Source organism: Pseudonocardia sp., from assembly GCF_035305885.1.
Classification (GTDB): domain Bacteria; phylum Actinomycetota; class Actinomycetes; order Mycobacteriales; family Pseudonocardiaceae; genus Pseudonocardia.
In genome coordinates, this window is sequence record NZ_DATGOP010000118.1 from 78626 (window position 1) to 96168 (window position 17543).

Sequence of the window (17543 nt, forward strand, 5' to 3'; positions counted from 1 at the left end):
CGCCTACCCCCGCCGCGTTCTGTCCGGGATGGTCAAGCGCACCTCGGTGCCGCCGGTCGGGCCCGGACCGAGGGTGAGGTGGGCACCGATCAGGATGGCCCGCTCCCGCATGCCGCGGATCCCGGCCCCCTCGGCCGCCCCGTCCAGGCCCCGCCCGTCGTCGATGATGCGCAGCACCACGCCCTCGGGTTCGCGGGTCAGGGAGAGCTCGACCTGCGAGGCGCCCGCGTGGCGGGCGATGTTCGTGAGGCTCTCCTGCGCGATCCGGTAGAGCACCAGCTCGGAGTCCTTGCCCAGCTCGGGCAGGTGCGGGTCGACGCGGCGGGTGATCGTCACGTTGCTGGCCTCGGTGAAGTCGGTGGCGAGCGCGCTCATCGCGCTGTGCAGGCCCAGGTCGTCGAGCACCCCGGGGCGCAGCCTGCGGGCGACCTGGCGCACCTCGTCGAGGCTGCCGCGGATCAGCTCCTGGACGCTGCGCAGCTCGTCGCGCAGGTCCTCGGGCGCGCGGTCCACGGTGCGCTTCAGGCTCAGCAGCACCGCCGTGAGGCTCTGGCCGATCTCGTCGTGCAGCTCCTGCGCGATCCGCTTCCGCTCGCCCTCCTGCGCGGCGAGCATCTGCGCGCTGCTCTCGCCGCGCTCGGCCTCGAGCCGGTCCAGCATCTCGTTGAACGTCCGGACCAGGTGCGAGACGTCGCCTGCTCCCCGGACCGCGAGGCGCTCGCCGGGCCGCAGCAGGTCGACCCGCTCCATGAGGGCCGACAGCCCGTCCAGCGGCCGGAGGCTGCGCCGCAGCAGCATCGCGTTCACCACCAGCATCGCCACCAGCAGCGTGGCCAGGACGACGACCTCGCGGATCGCGGTCTGCGCCGAGACGGTCGCGGGCGTGAGCACGAGCACGCCCGCACCGGCCACGAACACCATCGTGTTCAACCCGAACAGCCGCCAGAACAGCGCCGTCGCCGGTGTTCCACCCGCCCGGCTGTCGCCTCGGGGCTGCGCGGGGTGCCGATCGACGATCGCGGGCATGCCGCAAGCGTCACCTCGCCGTCGCGGTCTGTCCATGGTGGCTGGACCCCACTTCTCGGCGACACCGGCGGGACGCGCGTCGCACGATCACGAATATGGGTGTTGGGCCCGATGGTCGACCGGTCCGCCGATTGACATCCTGAGCCCATGGGGAACGGCCGCGGCGCGCGAATCGACGGATCGCCGCGGCACGTCCGTGCGCCGCTGTCCCGGTCACGGTCGGTCCTGAAACCTCCCGACGACGTAGGCACCCCTCGGCTCCTGCGCCGGTTCCTCGGTGACCGGCGCGGATGGGCACGACCAGGTGGTGTTGCCGGCGTCGCGGCGAACTAGGCGGGTTGATCAGGACCATGAGGAGAGCACCTTCGCGCTCCCACCGTGCGGACAGCGGATCCCACCGGTGCTCGAGTGGCACGGCGGAAGGTCTGCCCGGCCGCGGTGCAGGTCGACCCGCTGATCGCCGCGGTCCCGCCGCCGGACGACCCGGCCCGTGGGGCCCGTGAGCAGGACCACGGGCGATCGCGGTGACGACCGGCGGGGCGGGGTCCGGAGGGCGGCCGCGACGGCGCTCCGGCCGCCCGCGGTGCCATCGCTTGCGGGGGCGCCCGTGCGCTGACGTCGCCGTCCGCTCGACCGCCCGCCACCCGGAGCCCCCGCTCCGCTGGTTCTCGTCGCGCGCAGTGCACGCCGCCCGCCGGACGTGGTGTGACCCCGCGCTGCGCCGCTCCCCCGACCCGGAGGCCCCATGCCGATGACCGTTCTCGCCGTCGCCATCTTCGTCGTCGCCTACGCGCTCATCGCCACCGAACGCGTCGACCGCGTCGCCGCCGCCCTCGGCGGCGTCGCGGCCATGGTCCTGTTCGGGATCGTCGACGCGGAGACGGCCTTCTACTCCGACGAGACCGGCGTCGACTGGAACGTCATCTTCCTGCTGCTGGGGATGATGATCATCGTCAGCGTCTTCAAGCAGACGGGGTTCTTCGAGTACCTCGCGATCTGGGCGGCGCAGCGTTCGGGGGGACGCCCGTTCCGGCTGATGGCGCTCCTGGTCGTGATCACTGCGGTCGCGTCGGCGGTGCTCGACAACGTGACCACGGTCCTGCTGGTGGCGCCGGTGACGTTCGCCGTGTGCGCGCGGCTCGGGCTGCCGGTCGTCCCCTACCTCATCGCGCAGGTGTTCGCGTCGAACATCGGCGGCACGGCCACCCTCATCGGCGACCCGCCGAACATCATCATCGCCAGCCGGGCGGGCCTGTCGTTCAACGACTTCCTGATCCACCTCACGCCGATCGTGGTCGTGATGGTGGCGGCATTCCTGGTCGTGTGCCGGTTCATGTTCCGCGACGCGTTCCGCACCGTGCCGGACGCCGCGCAGATCGCCGACCTGCGGCCGACCGAGGCCATCACCGACCGGCGGCTGCTCGTGCGCTGCCTGGTGGTGCTGGGGCTGGTGATCATCGGGTTCGTGCTGCACACCGTGCTGCACCTGGAACCCTCGATCGTGGCGCTGTTGGGCGCCGGCGCCATCGTGCTCGTCTCCCGCACGAAGGCCTCCGAGTTCCTCGAGGAGGTCGAGTGGCCGACCCTCGTGTTCTTCATGGGCCTGTTCGTGCTCGTCGGCGGCCTGGTCCAGGTCGGCGTCATCGGCGCGATCGGGGAAGCGGCCGCGGCCGCCGTCGGGGACCGGTACTTCCTGACCGCGACCAGCCTCATCTTCGGTTCAGCGGTGCTCGGCGCGTTCGTCGACAACATCCCCTACACCGCGGCGATGGCGCCGATCGTGGAGAACCTCGTCGCGGTGGCGCCCGACCCCGCGCAGGGGCAGGCGCTGTGGTGGGCGTTCGCGCTGGGCGCCGACCTGGGCGGCAACACCACCGCGGTCGCGGCGGGCGCGAACGTCGTGGTCATCGGCATCGCGGCCCGCCACCGTCAGCCCATCGGGTTCTGGGAGTTCACCAAGTACGGGCTGTCCGTCGCCATCATGACCCTCGTCCTCGCGTGGGCCTATGTGTGGTTGCGCTACTTCGCTTTCGTCTGATGACCCTCTCGCAGCTCTACGTCGTGTTGCTCGCCGGCGGGGCGGTGGTGCTGGCCAGCATCGCCGCCGCCCGTGCGGCGGCCCGGCTCGGGCTGCCCAGCCTGCTGCTGTTCCTCGCGCTCGGCGTCGCGATCGGCGAGGACGGGCTCGGGATCGAGTTCGACGACGCGCAGCTGGCGCAGAACCTCGGTGCGGCCGCGCTGGCCGTCATCCTCGTCGAGGGCGGGATCACGACCAGGTGGTCCGACGTGCGCTCGGTGCTCGCCCCGTCGGGTGTGCTCGCCACGGCGGGCGTGGGCATCTCCGTGGTGGTGACCGCCGCGGGCGCCCACCTGCTGCTCGGCATGGACTGGCAGCTGGCCCTCCTGATCGGCGCGATCGTGTCGTCCACCGACGCTGCCGCGGTGTTCGCCGTCCTGCGGGGCATCCCGGTGTCGCGGCGCATGGCGGGTCTGCTGGAGGCCGAGTCCGGGTTCAACGACGCCCCCACCGTCATCCTGGTGACGCTGTTCGCGACCACGCCCCTGCAGGAGGCCGGGATCGGCGGGGTCACGCTCAACCTGCTCTACCAGCTCGTGGTGGGCGCCACCGTCGGGCTCGGGCTGGGCAGGCTCGGGGTCGCGGCCCTGCGCCGGATCGCGCTACCGTCGTCCGGGCTGTACCCGCTGGCCACGTTCGGCATCGGCATCCTGGCCTTCGCCGCCGCCGGCGCGGCGCAGGCGTCCGGCATCATCGCCGCGTACCTGTCGGGCATCGTGCTCGGCAACGCGGGCCTGCCGCACCGGATGGCCATCAAGTCCTTCGCCGAAGGCCTCGGCTGGCTCGCCCAGATCGCGCTGTTCGTGCTGCTCGGCCTGCTGATCACCCCCAGCGAGCTGGGGCCCAACATCCTGCCGGCGCTCGTGATCGGGGTCGTGCTGCTGCTGGTGGCCCGCCCGGTCTCGGTCGTGCTGTGCCTGATCCCGTTCCGGGTGCCGTGGCGCCAACAGGTGTTCATCTCCTGGGCGGGGCTGCGCGGGGCGGTGCCGATCGTGCTCGCCACCTTCCCGATCGTCGCGGGCGTCCCCGGCAGCGACCAGATCCTGGACATCGTCTTCGTCGGGGTCGTCGTGTTCACCCTCATCCAGGGCCCGTCCCTGCCGATCGTCGGCCGCGCGCTGCGCCTCATCCCCCGCCACGCCACGCGCGAGCTGCAGGTCGAGGCGGCGCCGCTGGACCAGCTCGACGCCGAGCTGCTCACCCTGGCCATCCCGCCCGGGTCCCGGCTGCACGGCGTCGCCCTGTTCGAGCTGCGGCTCCCGCCGCCCACGGTCGTCAGCCTGATCATCCGCAACGGCGAGACGATCGTCCCGGAGCGCGACACCCGGCTCCTCACCGGGGACGAGCTGCTCATCGTCACCACCAGCCGGACCCGCGAGCCGACCGAGCGACGGCTGCGCGCGGTGAGTCGCAGGGGGCGCCTGGCGCACTGGTTCGGCGAGGACGGCGACCCGGACCCCGTCTGATCACCGCGGCGGCGGGTCGGGCGCGGTGCGGAACGGGAACCAGCTGGGCGACCCCCTGCGGAAGGAATCCCGATGCCCGCAGCAGTCGCCGCCGCCCTCTTCGGCCTCGCGTTGATCTTCGATCTCGCCGGGGTCTCGGTCGCGGTGATCACGAACTCTCGTGACCGCAGGGCTGCTGTGCCTCGCGCTCTGCTTCGCAGGCGTCGGGTCCCGCCAGGTGAGCTTCCGCCGCCGGACCCGCCGCTGCCCCCGGCGGGCCGTCACCCCGGGCGCGGGTGACCGCACCGGGAAACGCATCGAGCGGGACGGGCGACTCCCCAACCACGGGAGCGAGTCGTCGATCGGACTGTCTCTGATGCATGACGCGGGCGTGGGCGGGTGCCGGAGGGGCACGATGGCCCTGTTCATCGCCGCCGCTCTGCTGCCCGGCTGCACCGCCCGGCCGGCGACACCTCCCGCGCCGCCCGGCGATACCTTCCGCGCGCAGCTCGTCGAGCAGGTCACCGCGGACGGCGCCTGGGTGCACATCGAGGCGCTGCAATCCATCGCCGACGCGACGGGCGGAAACCGGGCGAGTCCCGGCCCGGGCTACGACGCGAGCGTCGACCACGTCGCCGGGGTGCTGCGCGAGGCGGGGTTCGACACCACCACCCCCGTGTTCACCCTCCGCTCGGACGATCGCCGGCCGATCACGCTCCGCAACGTTGTCGCCCAGACCCGCACCGGGGACCCGGAGCGGGTCGTGGTCGCGGGGGCGCACCTCGACTCGGTCCCCGACGGCCCGGGGATCAACGACAACGCCTCCGGGGTGGCCGCGCTGCTCGAGGTGGCGACCCGGATGGGCGGCTCCCCACCCACCACGAACGCGGTGCGCTTCGCGTTCTGGGCGGCGGAGGAGCGGAACCTCGACGGCTCGGCCGCGTACGTCGAGTCGCTCTCCCGCAGCGAGCGCAGGGCGATCATCCTCTACCTCAACGCGGACATGGCGGCCTCGCCGAACGCGGGCTACTTCGTCCAGGGCGGCTTCGGGGACGAGGCGGACGAGACCGGCCCGGAGGGCTCCGAGGTGGTCGGCCGGACCCTGGTCGAGGAGCTGGCCGCCACGGGCGCCACCGCCGAGACCGCGGCGTTCGACGACGAGTCGGACCACGACGCGTTCATCGAGGCCGGGATCCCGACCGGCGGTGTGTTCTCAGGCGCCGACAACGCGAAGACGGACGCTCAGGCCGCGCGGTGGGGCGGGCGGGCCGGCGTCGACTTCGACCCCTGCTACCACTCCGCGTGCGACCGCGCCGAGGGCATCGACCGGCGGGTGCTGGACGACTTCACCGACGCGCTCGCCGGCACGGTGGCGCGGTTCGCGACGGCCACGGACCCGCTCGCACACTGATCCGCGGGTGAACCGTTTGACCCTTCCGCCACGCCGAGCGGGTGGGGGCGGCGTTCCGGCGGCTGTGGGCGGCCTCCGCCGTCTCGAACGTCGGCGACGGCGTGGCGATCGCGGCGGGTCCCCTCCGGCTGGCGTCCCTGACCTCGGATCCCGCGCTCGTGGCGGGCGCGGTGTTCGTGCAGCAGCGGCCGTGGCTGCTGTTCGCGCTGCCCGCCGGCGTCTACGTCGACCGGCTCGACCGGCGCCGGCTGGTGGTGCTGGTCAACCTGGTGCGGTGCTCGTGGCCACGCTGCGCGGCCGGTTCCGCCCGGAACGGCCGCCCCGACCGGTGTGCCGCGACCTCGCCACCGGGATGCGCGCCCTGCTGCGCCACCCGGTGCTGCGGATGCTGGCGGTCTGCCTGTGCTTCATGAACGTCACGCTGCTCGCCGCGTTCTCTCTGCTCGTCCTCCACGCGCGCGAGCGGCTCGGGCTCACCGAGGTCGGGTTCGGCCTCCTGCTCGCGTCGAGCGCGGTCGGCGGGATCGCCGGAACGCTGGTGGCGGCGCGGCTGCAGGCCCGGTTCGGTACGGCGCTGCTGCTGCGCACCGGCCTGTGATCGAGACCTGCACGCACCTGTCACTGGCGCTCGCCCGCGCGCCGTGGGTCGCCGTCGCCACCATGGTCGTCTTCGGCGCGCACGCGAGCCCGTGGGGCATCCTCTCGGTGTCCTGGCGCCAGCGGGTGGTGCCCGACGCGCTGCGCGGGCGCGTCAACAGCGGCTACTACCTGTTCGCCGGTGGGCGGTTCGGCCGTGGGCGCGCTCGGCGGCGGGCTCGTGGCCCGCGCGCTCGGCATCACGGCGCCGTGCTGGATCGCCTTCGGCGGGATGGTCGTGCTCACCGCGGTGGCGTGGCGGCGCTTCACCCCGGCGTTGCTCGACCGCTACCCGCGCCGGCTGGACCGCGGCGCGTAGCCGAGCACCCGGCGCGCCTTGTCGATCGACAGCATCGTCTCGTGCTCGCCGAGCTCCTTGCGGACCGGCACCCCCGGGTACTCCTCGTCGACCGGGCTGCAGGGCGGCGGCACGTCGAACGGGAGCCCGAGCACGGGTCAATTGCCTCTGATTCAGATCTATTCTGCTCCAGAGGTTTATGCTGGGCGCATGGTCCCCTCCCCCACGGCGCCCACCCCCGAGGCGGTGTCCGAGTCGCTGATGCCCGCCGTCGGCGCGGTGCGCAGGCTGCTGCGCAGGCTGGCGGGGCCGGTCGTCGCGGCCGCGCCGTTCGAGGTCTCGCCTGCGCAACGCGAGGTGCTCCTGGTCGTCGGCAAGCGCGCGGGCAGGTCGGTCGCCGAGATCGCCGACGAGCTGGGGCTCGCCCCCAACACCGTGTCCACGATCGTCACGCAGCTGGTCGGGGCCGGGCTGCTCGTCCGCGAGACCGACCCGCAGGACCGCAGGGTCGGCCGGCTCCGGCTCACCGCCTCCGCCCAGGAAGCGCTCGACGCCGCCCGGGCCCGCAGGCGCGGTGTGCTGCACGAGGCCCTCGGACGGCTCGGCCCGCGCCGGGTCGCCGAGCTCGCCGCGGGCATCGACGCACTGGAGGCGCTGGCCGAGGAGCTGCGGGCCCTGGAGCGTGAGCGGTGAGCGGGCTCGCGGTCGAGTGCACCGGGCTGGTGCACCGGTTCGGCGACACCGTGGCCGTCGACCACCTCGACCTGACCATCCCGGCCGGACAGGTGTTCGGGCTGCTCGGCCCGAACGGGGCGGGCAAGACCACCACGATCCGGGTGCTGAACACGCTGCTCCCGGTGCAGGAGGGCAGCGTGCGGGTGTTCGGGCACGACGTCCGGCGCCGCCCGACCGAGGTGCGCAGGCACCTCGGCTACGTACCCCAGCAGCTGTCGATCGAGACCGCGCTCACCGGGCGCCAGAACGTCATGTGGTTCGCGCGGCTGTTCGACGTCCCGCGTGCCGAGCGGGCCGACCGGGTGGAGGAGGTCCTGGCCGCCATGGACCTCTCGGCGGTGGCCGACCGGCGCGCCGACACGTACTCGGGCGGCATGATCCGCCGGCTCGAGCTGGCGCAGGCGCTGGTCAACCGGCCCAGGCTGCTCGTGCTCGACGAGCCGACGGTCGGGCTCGACCCGATCGCGCGCGCGGGCGTGTGGGAGCGGGTGCGGCAGATTCGGGCCGAGCACGGCATGACGGTGCTGCTCACCACGCACTACATGGAGGAGGCCGACGAACTGTGCGACACCGTGGCACTCATGCACCACGGCCGGCTGCAGGCCGTCGGCTCACCCGCCGCGCTCCGGGCCGGCATCGGCCCCGACGCCACGCTCGAGGACGTCTTCCGCCACTACGCGGGCGCGGGCCTCGACTCCGAACGCAGCGAAGGGGTGAGGAATGTCCGTCGCAGCCGCACGACGGCCCGCAAGCTGGGCTGAGCCGGTCCGCCTCTTCGCCGTGCGCACCGCCGCGCTCGGCCTCGTCGAGCTGCAGAAGCTGCGCAGCGACAACACCGAGCTGCTCACGCGCATGGTGCAGCCGGTGCTGTGGCTGCTGGTCTTCGGCCAGATCTTCAGCCGGATCCGCGGGATCCCGACCGGCGAGCTCACCTACCTGGAGTTCCTGACCCCCGGGATCCTCGCGCAGTCCGCGCTGTTCGTCTCGATCTTCTTCGGGATCCACATCATCTGGGAGCGCGACGCGGGCATCCTGACCAAGGTCATGGTGACGCCGACGCCGCGGTCGGCGATCGTGACCGCGAAGGCCTTCGCGGCCGGCGTGCGCGGGCTCGCCCCCGTGGTGGTGCTCGTGCCGATCGCTGCGTTGCTCGGGGTCGACATCACCGTCAACCCGCTGAAGCTGCTCGCCGCGGCCGCCGCCCTCATGCTCAGCGCGGGGTTCTTCTCGTGCCTGTCGATGGCGATCGCGGGCATCGCCCAGACCCGCGACCGGCTGATGGGCATCGGCCAGCTCATGACGATGCCGCTGTTCTTCGCCTCCAACGCCCTGTACCCGATCGACATCATGCCGGCGTGGCTGCAGGTGGTCAGCCTGGTCAACCCGCTGACGTACCTGGTGAACGCCCTGCGCGGGCTCCTGGTGGGCGCACCGGCGAACCTGTGGGCCGACTTCGGGCTGCTCGCCGGGGCCGCCGTCGCCGGCATCGCGGGGGCGGCCGCACTGCTCGGGAGGCTGGTGCGTTAGCCCGTTGCGCCCCGATCGGGACGGCGGGTCGGGGGAATCCGGGGGGCGACACGCGTTATGCTGGTCACATGCGTTACGCCCTCGCCCTCGGTGCGGCAGTACTGCCGCGCGTCGGCTGAGCCAGGCTGCCGGCGCGCCTGCTCCCCATTCACCACCCGAGGCCTGGCTCGGCCCCCACAACCCGTGGAATCGGAGCCGACGATGACTGTTCTCGACCACTCCCCCCGCAAGACCTGGGCCCCCAGGCTCCAGCGCCGTCACGAGATCGTGACCACCGGCGGCATGCAGGGCGTCCTCGACATCGGCAGCGCACTCGCCTCGTTCGGCGTCCCGGTGCGCGAGTTCTCCGTCGAGGTCAAGGACGGGGTTCCGTACAGCTCGATCACCTGCACCGTGTCGCTCACCGCCGACGAGTGCGCCAGCTTCGTCGACCGCCTCAACGCGGTGCCCGCGGTCATCTCGGTCGAGCCCTGCTGAGGGCTGCACCGACGCGGCGGTGCGCGTCAGCCTGAGCATCACCCGGTTCCCGAGCGGGACCGGGCACGCGCCACTGGAGCGGATCGTGCGGGTCGCCGACGAGGGCGGCCTCGACACCGTGTGGGTGCCCGACCACCTCGTCCAGCACGCACCCGGCACCGAGCCGACCGATCCGCAGCTCGAGGCCTGCACGACGCTCGGGTGGCTCGCGGCCCGCTCGACCCGGGTGCGGCTCGGCGCGCTGGTCAGCCCGGTCACGTTCCGCCCGCCCGCCGTCCTGATCAAGGCGGTCAGCACGCTCGACGCGCTGTCGGGCGGGCGCGCCTGGCTCGGCCTCGGTGCGGGCTACGACGGTCGGGAGGCGGCCCGGATGGGCATCCCGATGCCGCCGACGGCGCGGCGGTTCGAGCTGCTGGAGGACACCCTCCGGCTGGCCCACCGCATGTTCGCGGGCGACGACTCCCCCTTCCGGGGCGGGCACGTCCGCGCGGAGCGGCCGCTGAACCACCCGGTCCCGGCGCGCCGACCGCGGATCCTGGTCGGCGGCGCCGGGGAGCGGAGGACGCTGCCGTTGGTCGCCCGCTACGCAGACGCGTGCAACCTGTTCGACGTCCCGGACCGCGGCGCGACCCTGCGCCGCAAGCTGGACGTGCTCGCGCGCGAGTGCGCAGCGATCGGACGGCCGCGGGAGGAGATCGAGACCACCGTCGCCACGGCGCTCGCCCCGGGCGAGGCGCCCGAGGGATTCGCCGCGCGCTGCACGACGCTCGGCGGCGTCGGCGTCGAGCACGTCTGCGTGATCGCCCGTGGCCCGTGGACCGACGCCGACCTGTCGCGGCTGGTCGAGGGCGTCCGGCTGCTCGCTGCCGCCTGATCCGGCCGGTCAGCCGGTGGGCGCCCCGTGGGCGGCGTCCAGCATCTCGGCGAGCTCGGCCACCTTCACCCGCTCCGCGCCGCGCAGGCCACCCCGGCGGATCTCCTCGGCGTCGAGCCGCAGCCACGCGCTCCAGTCCACCGGCCGCACCCCGTGCGCGGCCAGCGCCGCGCGGAACTCGGCCGGGTCGGGGTGCTCCGGGTCGGGCAGGTTCGGCAGGTCCTCGAGCAGCGCGGTGACCGTCTCGACGGCGTCGGCCCTGTTCGTGCCGATCACGCCGGTCGGTCCGCGCTTGATCCAGCCCGTGACGTAGGCGCCGGGCACCGGCTCGCCGTCGCGCACCACCCGGCCGCCCACGTTCGGGACCGTGCCGGTGGCCTCGTCGAACGGCAGGCCGGGCACGGGTTCTGCGGAGTAGCCGATCGCCCGCACGACCAGCCCGACGTCGAGCGTCTCCCGCTCCCCCGTCCCGACGACGCGGCCGTCGACGATCCGGTTGCGCTCGACGACGACCCCGCTCACGCGACCGCCGGTGCCGAGGATCTCCACCGGGGAGCGCAGGAAGCGCAGGTGGATCCGGCGCGGCTTCCCGGCGGGCTCGGCCGCGGCCCACTCGGCGAGCATGTCGAGCATCTGCCGGTGCCGCCGGTCCTCCGGCTCCTCGACGCCCGCGGCGAGCGTGCCGTCGTCGTGCACGAGCACGTCGGCGTTGGCGAGCTCGCCGATCTGGCGCAGCTCCGCGGGGGTGAAGCGGATGTGCTGGGGGCCGCGCCGGATCAGCACGTGGATGTCGCGCACGGCGCTCGAACGCAGCGTCTCCAGCACCGGGTCCGGCACGTCGGTGCCCGCCATCTCGTCGGCGGTCTTGGCGAGCACGCGGGCGACGTCGAGCGCCACGTTGCCCGCCCCGACCACCGCGACGCCCGGGCGGTCGAGCAGCGGCTGCAGCTTCGTGTGGTCGGGGTGGCCGCAGTACCAGCTGACGAACGCGCCCGACCCCAGCGACCCGGCCAGCTCCTCGCCCGGGATGCCCAGCTCGCGGTCCACCGTGCTGCCGGTCGCGTGGATGATCGCGTGGAAGTGCTGCCGCACGACCTCGAGCGGCACGCCGCCCTCGCCCACGTGGACACCGCCGAGGAACGCGACCCGGGACTGGTCGAACGGCTTGCGCAACACGCGGATGACCGACTTCATCTTCACGTGGTCGGGGGCCACGCCGTAGCGCACGAGGCCGTACGGTGCCGGCAGCCGGTCCAGCACGTCGACGTCGACCGGCACGTCCGAGGCCAGCAGCGCGGCGGCTGCGTACAGCCCGGACGGGCCCGCCCCGATCACCGCGACCCGGGCCTGTCGCTGCTGCATGTGGTTCATCTCCTGTGGTGGTGGAGGCGTCAGTCGGGAGGTGGGGCGAGCGGCGGGAACCGCGGCGGACGCCGCTCGACGAAGGAGGCCACCCCCTCTCGCAGGTCGGCCGACCCGATGAAGCGGTCGACGTGCTCGTAGGAGGCGCGCAACGCTTCGTCGAAGGTGGAGTCCTGCGCGTCGAGGACCTGCCGCGCGATCACGGCCATCGCCCGTGGGCTGCAGTGCAGCGCGAGGTCGCGCGCGTACGCCTGTGCCGCCGCGAGGACCTCGGCGCGCGGGACGACCCGGCTCACGATCCCCAGCCGCATCGCCTCGGCCGCGTCGAACGTCCGCCCCGACAGCAGCAGGTCGAGGGCGCGCTCCTGGCCGACGAGCCGGGAGAGCGTCCACGCGACGCCGTACTCGGCCACGAGCCCGCGCCGGGCGAACGCGGTGGAGAACCGCGCCGTGTCGGCGGCGAACCGGACGTGGCAGAACAGCGCCTGCACGAGCCCCACCCCCGCGCACGCCCCGTTGATCGCGGCGATCAGCGGCTTCGGGAACCGGCGCGGCACGTCGACCGGGTGGTGTGGCAACCGCGCGCCCGCCTCGGCCAGCCCGCCGAGGCGGGAGAGATCGGCGCCCGGGCAGAACGTGCTGCCCGCGCCCGTGACGACCACCGCGCGCACGTCCGGGTCGGCCGCGGCCTTCGCGAGCCGGTCGTAGTAGGCCTCGTGCAGGTCCTCCGCCCAGCCGTTGCGCCGCTCCGGGCGGTTGAAGAAGAGGGTGAGGACACCGTCCCCGTCGCGCTCGGCGAGCACGGCGTCCTGCGCGTCGCCGGTGCCCACCTCGTCGGTCACACCCCGAGACTAGTGCCCGGCGAGCGCGGTGCGGACGGCGAACGTGCGGCGGAACTCGGCCGGGGACACGCCCACCACCTTGCGGAAGTGGTGGCGCAGCAACGCCCCGCTGCCGAAACCGCACCGCTGGGCCACCTCGTCGATGCCCAGGTCGGTGTCCTCGAGCAGCCGCTGCGCGCGCAGCACCCGCTGCAGGGTGAGCCACTTGTGCGGGGTGGTGCCGGTCTCGGCGACGAAACGGCGGGCGAAGCTGCGCTCCGACATGCGCGCCCTGCGGGCGAGGTCGGACACCGTGTGCTCGACGTCGAGGTGCTCCAGCACCCAGTCCAGCACCGGCGCGAGGCCGTCGGCCCGGCACACCGGGACCGGCTGCTCGATGTACTGGCGCTGGCCGCCGTCGCGCTGCGGCGGCACCACCATCCGCCGCGCGAGCGCGTTGACCGCGGCGCTGCCGAGCTCGCGGCGCACCAGGTGCAGGCACGCGTCGATGCCCGCGGCCGTACCGGCGCTCGTGATCAGGTTGCCGTCGTCGACGAACAGCACGTCCGGGTCCACGTGCGCGCGTGGGAAGCGGCGGCGCAGCTCGTCGGCGTTCTCCCAGTGGGTGGTGCACCGCCGGTCGTCGAGCAGGCCGGCCGCGCCGAGCACGAACGCCCCGGAGCACACGCTGAGCAGCGTGCTCCCCGCCGCCGCGGCCTCTCGCACGGCGTCGAGCACCGCGTCGGAGAACTCGCGGGCCCGGGTGGCCGAGATCGCCACGAGGTCGGCGCCGCGCAGCCCGTCGAGCCCGTGGGTCGGCACGACCTGGGCGCCGACGGACGTGGGCAGCGGCCGGCCCGCCTCCTCGCCGCAGACCCGGAACTCCATCGGCGGGATCCCGTCCTCGCTGCGATCGATGCCGAAGACCTCGCAGATCGTGCCGAACTCGAACGGGGCGACCGGCGGGATCACCAGCACGGCGACCGTGGACAGCATGGCGTCGAGAGTACTGGCAGGATCTTTACAGAGGTAGTCGGTTCTGCCACTGTTGGCGGAAACTTGGCGAGCGGAAACTTACTGCCATGACTACCGCCATCATCGTCCTCGTCCTCGTGGCCGCCCTCGTCGCGCTGTCGATCCTGCGTCCGGGCGACCCGCTCGGGGTTCCCCGGCGCCGCCGCACGGGACCGCGCGTGGGAACGCCGGCTCGCGGAGCTGCGGGCCCTGCCGGAACACGCTGATCAATTGGCGTGGAACGCGGCGAGCCGCTCCGCCTCCGCCTCCACCTCGCGAGCCGCCCCGCGGGTGAGCGGCTGGAACGGCTCGCACCGCACCTCGCCGTCGACGTAACGCCAGGTGCCCGCCACCTGACCGTCGACGAGGAACGTGGGCACCGACTGCGGGATGTTCCGCGCGAACACCCGCGGCCGGTGCTCCTCGGGCAGGATCTGCGCGCGCCGCGCGTGCACCAGCAGGTTGGCGTCCCACTGCCCGAGGAACCGCACCGGGGCGGGCGTGTCGGCGGGCGGCAGCGGCCCGTCCGGGACGTCCACCAGCTCGGCCCCGGTCTCGCTGCGGAAGCGGCGCAGCTGCATCCGCGCGAGCACGGCCCGCGTGGCGGTGGTGCTCCAGCCGCAGAACGAGGCGATGTCGGCGGGGGCGGCCGGCCCGAACCCGCGCAGGTAGCGGGCCACGAGGAACTCCTTCGCGCAGTCCTCCTCCGGCGCCGGGTCGGGGGCGGGCACGGTGTGCTCGGCCAGGCCGTACACGTGGGCGCGGGGCGTGTCCCACGTGCCCGCGGGCGGGACGCGCACCAGGTCGACCCACAGCTGCACGCCCGGCCAGACCTCCTTCGGGTGCCCCGCGGCGGCCAGCAGCTCCTGGATCCGGGCCTGCTTGAGCGGGCCGTCGGCGAGGTGGTCGCGCAGCTGCGCGGCGGCCGCCTCCATGTCGACCGCCGTGTGGACACCGACGCGGTGGGTGCGCCGCCACTGCTCGCGACGCGCCTCCCGCACCGCCTCGGTGAACGGCCAGTAGTCGGCGGGCGAGACCATGTGGATCGTGCAGCGCATCACCCACGCCTGCACGACGCGCCCGGCGTGCAGCGCCTCGGTCAGGGTGGCGCGGCGGAAGTTCTCCAACCGCGAGAAGAGCCCGATGTAGCCGGACGGCGCGTACTGCGTCTGCAGCCCGGCGACCCGCTCCACCGCCTGCTCGGGGCTCAGCGCGGCGCGCTCGAGCAGCAGCTGGCGGGCCAACACGGCCCGGTTGAGCTCGCGGGTGGACAGCACGCGTTCGGCCATGCCCGGAGTCTGCCGGTCGGGGGCGACGGTTCGATCACTTCACCGTTCACGGGCGCCCCGCGAGCAGCCGGTCGACCAGCTCGCCGGCGTGTCCGGGCGGGCCGCTCGCCTCGGCGGTGAGCGCGAGGTTCGCCGCCATCCGGTCCGGATGCACCTCGAGCCCCTCGAGGGACACCCGCAGCCGAGCGGCCGCCCCGCCGGTCGCCCGCAGCAGGTCGGTGATCGTCTCCCACTCGGCGTGCCACGGCCCCGCGGCGCGCTGGTGCTCGTGGTCGGCCGCGGCGAGCAGCACCGCCGCGAGGCCCGGTGCCCTGCGCGCCGCCGCGCGCGCGGTGACCGCCGCGATCGGGTTGCGCTTGTGCGGCATGGACGACGAGTCGCCGGGCGCCGCCTCCGACACCTCGCCGAGCTCCGTGCCGGCGAGCAGCACAACGTCCGTCGCCGGCTTGGCGCAGGCGCCCGCGGCCACGGCGAGCGCCCCGGCCAGCTCCCCGATGCGGGTGCGTTCGGTGTGCCACGGGGCGGCGTCGGCGAGCCGGAGGGCGCGGGCGAGCGACGCGGCCACGGCCGGCCCGTGCGGGTGCAGGGAGGCGAGCGTGCCCGTGGGCCCGCCCAGCTGCACCGGCAGCGCGGCGAGGACGTCGGCGAGCCGGGCTCGGGCCCGGTCGAGCCCCGCGCACCAACCGGCCGCGACCAGCCCGAACGTCGTCGGCAGCGCCTGCTGGCCCAACGTGCGGGCGATCATCGGCGTGTCGCGGTGCCGCCGCGCGAGGTCGGCGGCGGCGTCGGCCGCGCCGCGCAGGTCGTCCAGCACCACCTCGCCCGCCCAGCCGACGAGCAGCACCGCGGCGGTGTCCATCACGTCCTGGCTCGTCGCGCCGGGGTGCACCGACCGCCCGGCCTCCCCCGCCGCCGCGCGCAGCATGCGCACCAGCGGGATCACCGGGTTGCCGCCCTCGACCGCGGCCCGCCCCAGCGCCGCGGGGTCGATCTGCAGCGACGCGGCGGCCGCCTCGATCTTGTCGGCGTCGTCGGCGGGCACGATCCCGTGCTCGGCCGCGGCCCGCGACAGCGCCACCTCGACGGCGACGAGCGCCGCCACCCACGACGCGTCGTCGAGCCGGGCCGCGACCCGGTCGGCCCCGAACAGCGGGTCGAACAGCGCGCTCGTCATGAGCCCGAACCGTACGTCCCGCGCTCAGCGGCCGGTGCGCAAGGTCGATCACAGGCGGGTCGGGGCGAAGGCGTCGCGCCCGAACGGGACGTCGTCCGGGGTCGGCGCGCCGGTCACCACGGCCGCGGCGAACGCCGCGAGCGCGGGCGCCGTCTCGATGCCCGACCCGCCCTGACCGGCGCAGAAGAAGAACCCGGGGTGCTCGGGCCACGCCCCGACCACCGGCAGCCGGTCGGCTACGAAGGAACGCAGCCCGGCCCACGCCGTGCGCACGGAGCGCAGGCCGAGGCCGGTGACCGCCTCGACCCGCTCGAGCGCCGTCGCGACGTCCAGCTCGTCGGGGCGCGCGTCGTGCGGGTGGACGGGCGTCTCGTCGGCGGGGCTGACCAGGAGCCCGTCGCCCTCCTGCTTGAAGTAGAAGCCCTCGCGGGCGTCGACGACCATCGGCAGCCTGCCGCCGTCGGGGCCGGCCAGGCGGGCCGGGTCGGGCACGGCGACCAGCGCGATCGTGCGCCGCATCGGCGTGAGCCCGATCCGCGGCACCCCCGCGCGCTCCGCCACGGCGTCGGCCCACGCGCCCGCCGCGTCGACCACCTCGGCCGCGGCGACCGCCTCCCCGTCCGGGCCGAGCCGCGCCTCCCAGCCGGAGCCGTTGCGGCGCACCTCGGTGACGGGCGCGCCGGTGCGGACCCGCCCACCGCGGCGGCGCAGCCCCCGGACGTAGGCCTGGTGCAACGCCGCGGCGTCCACGTCGGCGGCGCCCTCCACCACGGCAGCCCCGCGGACCACGCCGGGCCGCAGCGCCGGGCACCGCCGCTGCGCCTCGTCCGGGTCGATCGGGACCGGCGCCCCGGGTTCGCCGTCCTGGGCGGCGAGCTCGGCGGCCAGCAGCGCTTCGCCGTCGGCGTCGACCGCGACGTGCAGGACCGGGCGGGGCGCGAGCAGCGGCGGCGCCTCCAGCTCCGCCTCGAGGCGGGCGAACCGGGGGCCGCTCGCCCGGATCAGCGCGCGCACCGGCGCCGGGCCGTGGCCGGGCACGTAGGTCGCCGCGGAGCGCGCGGTGGAGTGGCGGGCGAGCTCCGGTTCGGCCTCGACGAGGAGGACCGACCGGTCGGCGGCGAGCTCGTAGGCGATCGAGGCGCCGGCGATGCCGCCGCCGACGACGATGGTGTCAACGCTGGGTTGCGTGCTGCTCACGGGCACGACGCTAGGAGCCGTTCACGGGTCGGGCGAGCGGGTACGGCGAACAACCCCATGTACCCGGGCCGCTCCCGACGACTCACCTCCGACGCTCAGGTGCGGGCGCTCACGGCGCGGGACGGGGAGCGCCGCCAGTTCCCCGGCTGGCGGGAAATGGGAGTTCCGCCCCGACGGAGC

General features: G+C 74.4%; 18 protein-coding genes and 1 pseudogene. 11 read left to right on the forward strand and 8 right to left on the reverse strand.

The features are described from left to right. Positions 1-3: 3 nt before the first annotated feature. Positions 4-1026 (reverse strand): sensor histidine kinase, encoded by a 1023-nt coding sequence (locus VKZ81_RS26780; protein ID WP_324244465.1) that lies wholly within the window; start codon positions 1024-1026, stop codon positions 4-6. A gap of 751 nt (positions 1027-1777) precedes the next feature. On the opposite strand from VKZ81_RS26780, the gene VKZ81_RS26785 reads away from it, so the two are divergent. The 6 genes and pseudogenes from VKZ81_RS26785 to VKZ81_RS26805 all read left to right on the forward strand — a co-directional run bounded on the left by VKZ81_RS26785 (position 1778) and on the right by VKZ81_RS26805 (position 6914). Continuing rightward, positions 1778-3064, forward strand: a complete 1287-nt coding sequence (locus VKZ81_RS26785; RefSeq protein WP_324244569.1) for an ArsB/NhaD family transporter — start codon at positions 1778-1780, stop codon at positions 3062-3064. Continuing rightward, the gene (locus VKZ81_RS26790; RefSeq protein WP_324244466.1) at positions 3064-4569 is read left to right on the forward strand and encodes a potassium/proton antiporter; all 1506 of its coding nucleotides are present in this window, start codon (positions 3064-3066) and stop codon (positions 4567-4569) included. Before VKZ81_RS26785 ends, VKZ81_RS26790 begins: the two co-directional genes overlap by 1 nt. A 394-nt stretch (positions 4570-4963) precedes the next feature. Next, positions 4964-5959, forward strand: a complete 996-nt coding sequence (locus VKZ81_RS26795; RefSeq protein WP_324244467.1) for a M20/M25/M40 family metallo-hydrolase — start codon at positions 4964-4966, stop codon at positions 5957-5959. A gap of 101 nt (positions 5960-6060) precedes the next feature. Beyond that, positions 6061-6174, forward strand: a pseudogene (locus VKZ81_RS35235) (hypothetical protein); the annotation flags it as partial. A 59-nt stretch (positions 6175-6233) separates the two neighbouring features. Next, a complete protein-coding gene (locus VKZ81_RS26800; RefSeq protein WP_324244468.1) occupies positions 6234-6557 on the forward strand; it encodes an MFS transporter in 324 nt (107 codons plus the stop codon). A 180-nt stretch (positions 6558-6737) separates the two neighbouring features. Further along, positions 6738-6914 carry a hypothetical protein gene (locus VKZ81_RS26805; RefSeq protein WP_324244469.1) on the forward strand — a complete coding sequence of 59 codons (177 nt, stop codon included), beginning with the start codon at positions 6738-6740 and terminating at the stop codon, positions 6912-6914. Here VKZ81_RS26805 and VKZ81_RS26810 read toward each other — a convergent pair. Continuing rightward, positions 6884-7048, reverse strand: coding sequence for a hypothetical protein (locus VKZ81_RS26810; RefSeq protein WP_324244470.1), 165 nt, complete (start codon positions 7046-7048; stop codon positions 6884-6886). The two genes, VKZ81_RS26805 and VKZ81_RS26810, sit on opposite strands and share 31 nt — an antisense overlap. Before the next feature lie 55 nt (positions 7049-7103). Between VKZ81_RS26810 and VKZ81_RS26815 the strand changes: the two genes are divergently transcribed. The 5 genes from VKZ81_RS26815 to VKZ81_RS26835 all read left to right on the forward strand — a co-directional run bounded on the left by VKZ81_RS26815 (position 7104) and on the right by VKZ81_RS26835 (position 10506). Beyond that, the gene (locus tag VKZ81_RS26815) at positions 7104-7586 is read left to right on the forward strand and encodes a MarR family winged helix-turn-helix transcriptional regulator (RefSeq protein ID WP_324244471.1); all 483 of its coding nucleotides are present in this window, start codon (positions 7104-7106) and stop codon (positions 7584-7586) included. Then, positions 7583-8389, forward strand: coding sequence for an ABC transporter ATP-binding protein (locus VKZ81_RS26820; RefSeq protein WP_324244472.1), 807 nt, complete (start codon positions 7583-7585; stop codon positions 8387-8389). The genes VKZ81_RS26815 and VKZ81_RS26820 overlap by 4 nt, the downstream gene beginning before the upstream one ends. Next, entirely contained in the window at positions 8349-9155 is an 807-nt protein-coding gene (locus tag VKZ81_RS26825) for an ABC transporter permease (RefSeq protein WP_324244473.1), read from the forward strand. The genes VKZ81_RS26820 and VKZ81_RS26825 overlap by 41 nt, the downstream gene beginning before the upstream one ends. A 201-nt stretch (positions 9156-9356) precedes the next feature. After that, on the forward strand, positions 9357-9632 hold the full coding sequence (locus VKZ81_RS26830) for a hypothetical protein (RefSeq protein WP_324244474.1): 276 nt from the start codon (positions 9357-9359) through the stop codon (positions 9630-9632). A gap of 19 nt (positions 9633-9651) precedes the next feature. Beyond that, a complete protein-coding gene (locus VKZ81_RS26835; RefSeq protein ID WP_324244475.1) occupies positions 9652-10506 on the forward strand; it encodes an LLM class flavin-dependent oxidoreductase in 855 nt (284 codons plus the stop codon). Positions 10507-10515: 9 nt separating this feature from the next. Here the strand turns inward: VKZ81_RS26835 and VKZ81_RS26840 are convergent, their stop codons facing one another. From VKZ81_RS26840 to VKZ81_RS26865, 6 genes are all read right to left on the reverse strand, one after another. After that, on the reverse strand, positions 10516-11868 hold the full coding sequence (locus VKZ81_RS26840) for an FAD-dependent oxidoreductase (RefSeq protein ID WP_324244476.1): 1353 nt from the start codon (positions 11866-11868) through the stop codon (positions 10516-10518). Positions 11869-11897: 29 nt separating this feature from the next. After that, entirely contained in the window at positions 11898-12710 is an 813-nt protein-coding gene (locus VKZ81_RS26845; RefSeq protein ID WP_324244477.1) for an enoyl-CoA hydratase-related protein, read from the reverse strand. 9 nt (positions 12711-12719) lie between these two features. After that, positions 12720-13685, reverse strand: a complete 966-nt coding sequence (locus VKZ81_RS26850; protein WP_324244478.1) for a GlxA family transcriptional regulator — start codon at positions 13683-13685, stop codon at positions 12720-12722. A 245-nt stretch (positions 13686-13930) separates the two neighbouring features. Continuing rightward, on the reverse strand, positions 13931-14992 hold the full coding sequence (locus VKZ81_RS26855; RefSeq protein ID WP_324244479.1) for a winged helix DNA-binding domain-containing protein: 1062 nt from the start codon (positions 14990-14992) through the stop codon (positions 13931-13933). Between the two features lie 46 nt (positions 14993-15038). Next, a complete protein-coding gene (gene pcaB, locus VKZ81_RS26860; protein ID WP_324244480.1) occupies positions 15039-16166 on the reverse strand; it encodes a 3-carboxy-cis,cis-muconate cycloisomerase in 1128 nt (375 codons plus the stop codon). Between the two features lie 48 nt (positions 16167-16214). Continuing rightward, positions 16215-17363, reverse strand: a complete 1149-nt coding sequence (locus VKZ81_RS26865) for an NAD(P)/FAD-dependent oxidoreductase (protein ID WP_324244481.1) — start codon at positions 17361-17363, stop codon at positions 16215-16217. Positions 17364-17543 lie beyond the last annotated feature (180 nt).

What these genes read in the sequence shown, in the direction of transcription:
- VKZ81_RS26780 (WP_324244465.1), bottom strand. Translation starts at nt 1,026, where the DNA reads ATGCCCGCGATCGTCGATCGGCACCCCGCGCAGCCCCGAGGCGACAGC.
- VKZ81_RS26785 (WP_324244569.1), top strand. Translation starts at nt 1,778, where the DNA reads ATGACCGTTCTCGCCGTCGCCATCTTCGTCGTCGCCTACGCGCTCATC.
- VKZ81_RS26790 (WP_324244466.1), top strand. Translation starts at nt 3,064, where the DNA reads ATGACCCTCTCGCAGCTCTACGTCGTGTTGCTCGCCGGCGGGGCGGTG.
- VKZ81_RS26795 (WP_324244467.1), top strand. Translation starts at nt 4,964, where the DNA reads ATGGCCCTGTTCATCGCCGCCGCTCTGCTGCCCGGCTGCACCGCCCGG.
- VKZ81_RS26815 (WP_324244471.1), top strand. Translation starts at nt 7,104, where the DNA reads ATGGTCCCCTCCCCCACGGCGCCCACCCCCGAGGCGGTGTCCGAGTCG.
- VKZ81_RS26825 (WP_324244473.1), top strand. Translation starts at nt 8,349, where the DNA reads ATGTCCGTCGCAGCCGCACGACGGCCCGCAAGCTGGGCTGAGCCGGTC.
- VKZ81_RS26830 (WP_324244474.1), top strand. Translation starts at nt 9,357, where the DNA reads ATGACTGTTCTCGACCACTCCCCCCGCAAGACCTGGGCCCCCAGGCTC.
- VKZ81_RS26840 (WP_324244476.1), bottom strand. Translation starts at nt 11,868, where the DNA reads ATGCAGCAGCGACAGGCCCGGGTCGCGGTGATCGGGGCGGGCCCGTCC.
- VKZ81_RS26850 (WP_324244478.1), bottom strand. Translation starts at nt 13,685, where the DNA reads ATGCTGTCCACGGTCGCCGTGCTGGTGATCCCGCCGGTCGCCCCGTTC.
- VKZ81_RS26855 (WP_324244479.1), bottom strand. Translation starts at nt 14,992, where the DNA reads ATGGCCGAACGCGTGCTGTCCACCCGCGAGCTCAACCGGGCCGTGTTG.
- pcaB (WP_324244480.1), bottom strand. Translation starts at nt 16,166, where the DNA reads ATGACGAGCGCGCTGTTCGACCCGCTGTTCGGGGCCGACCGGGTCGCG.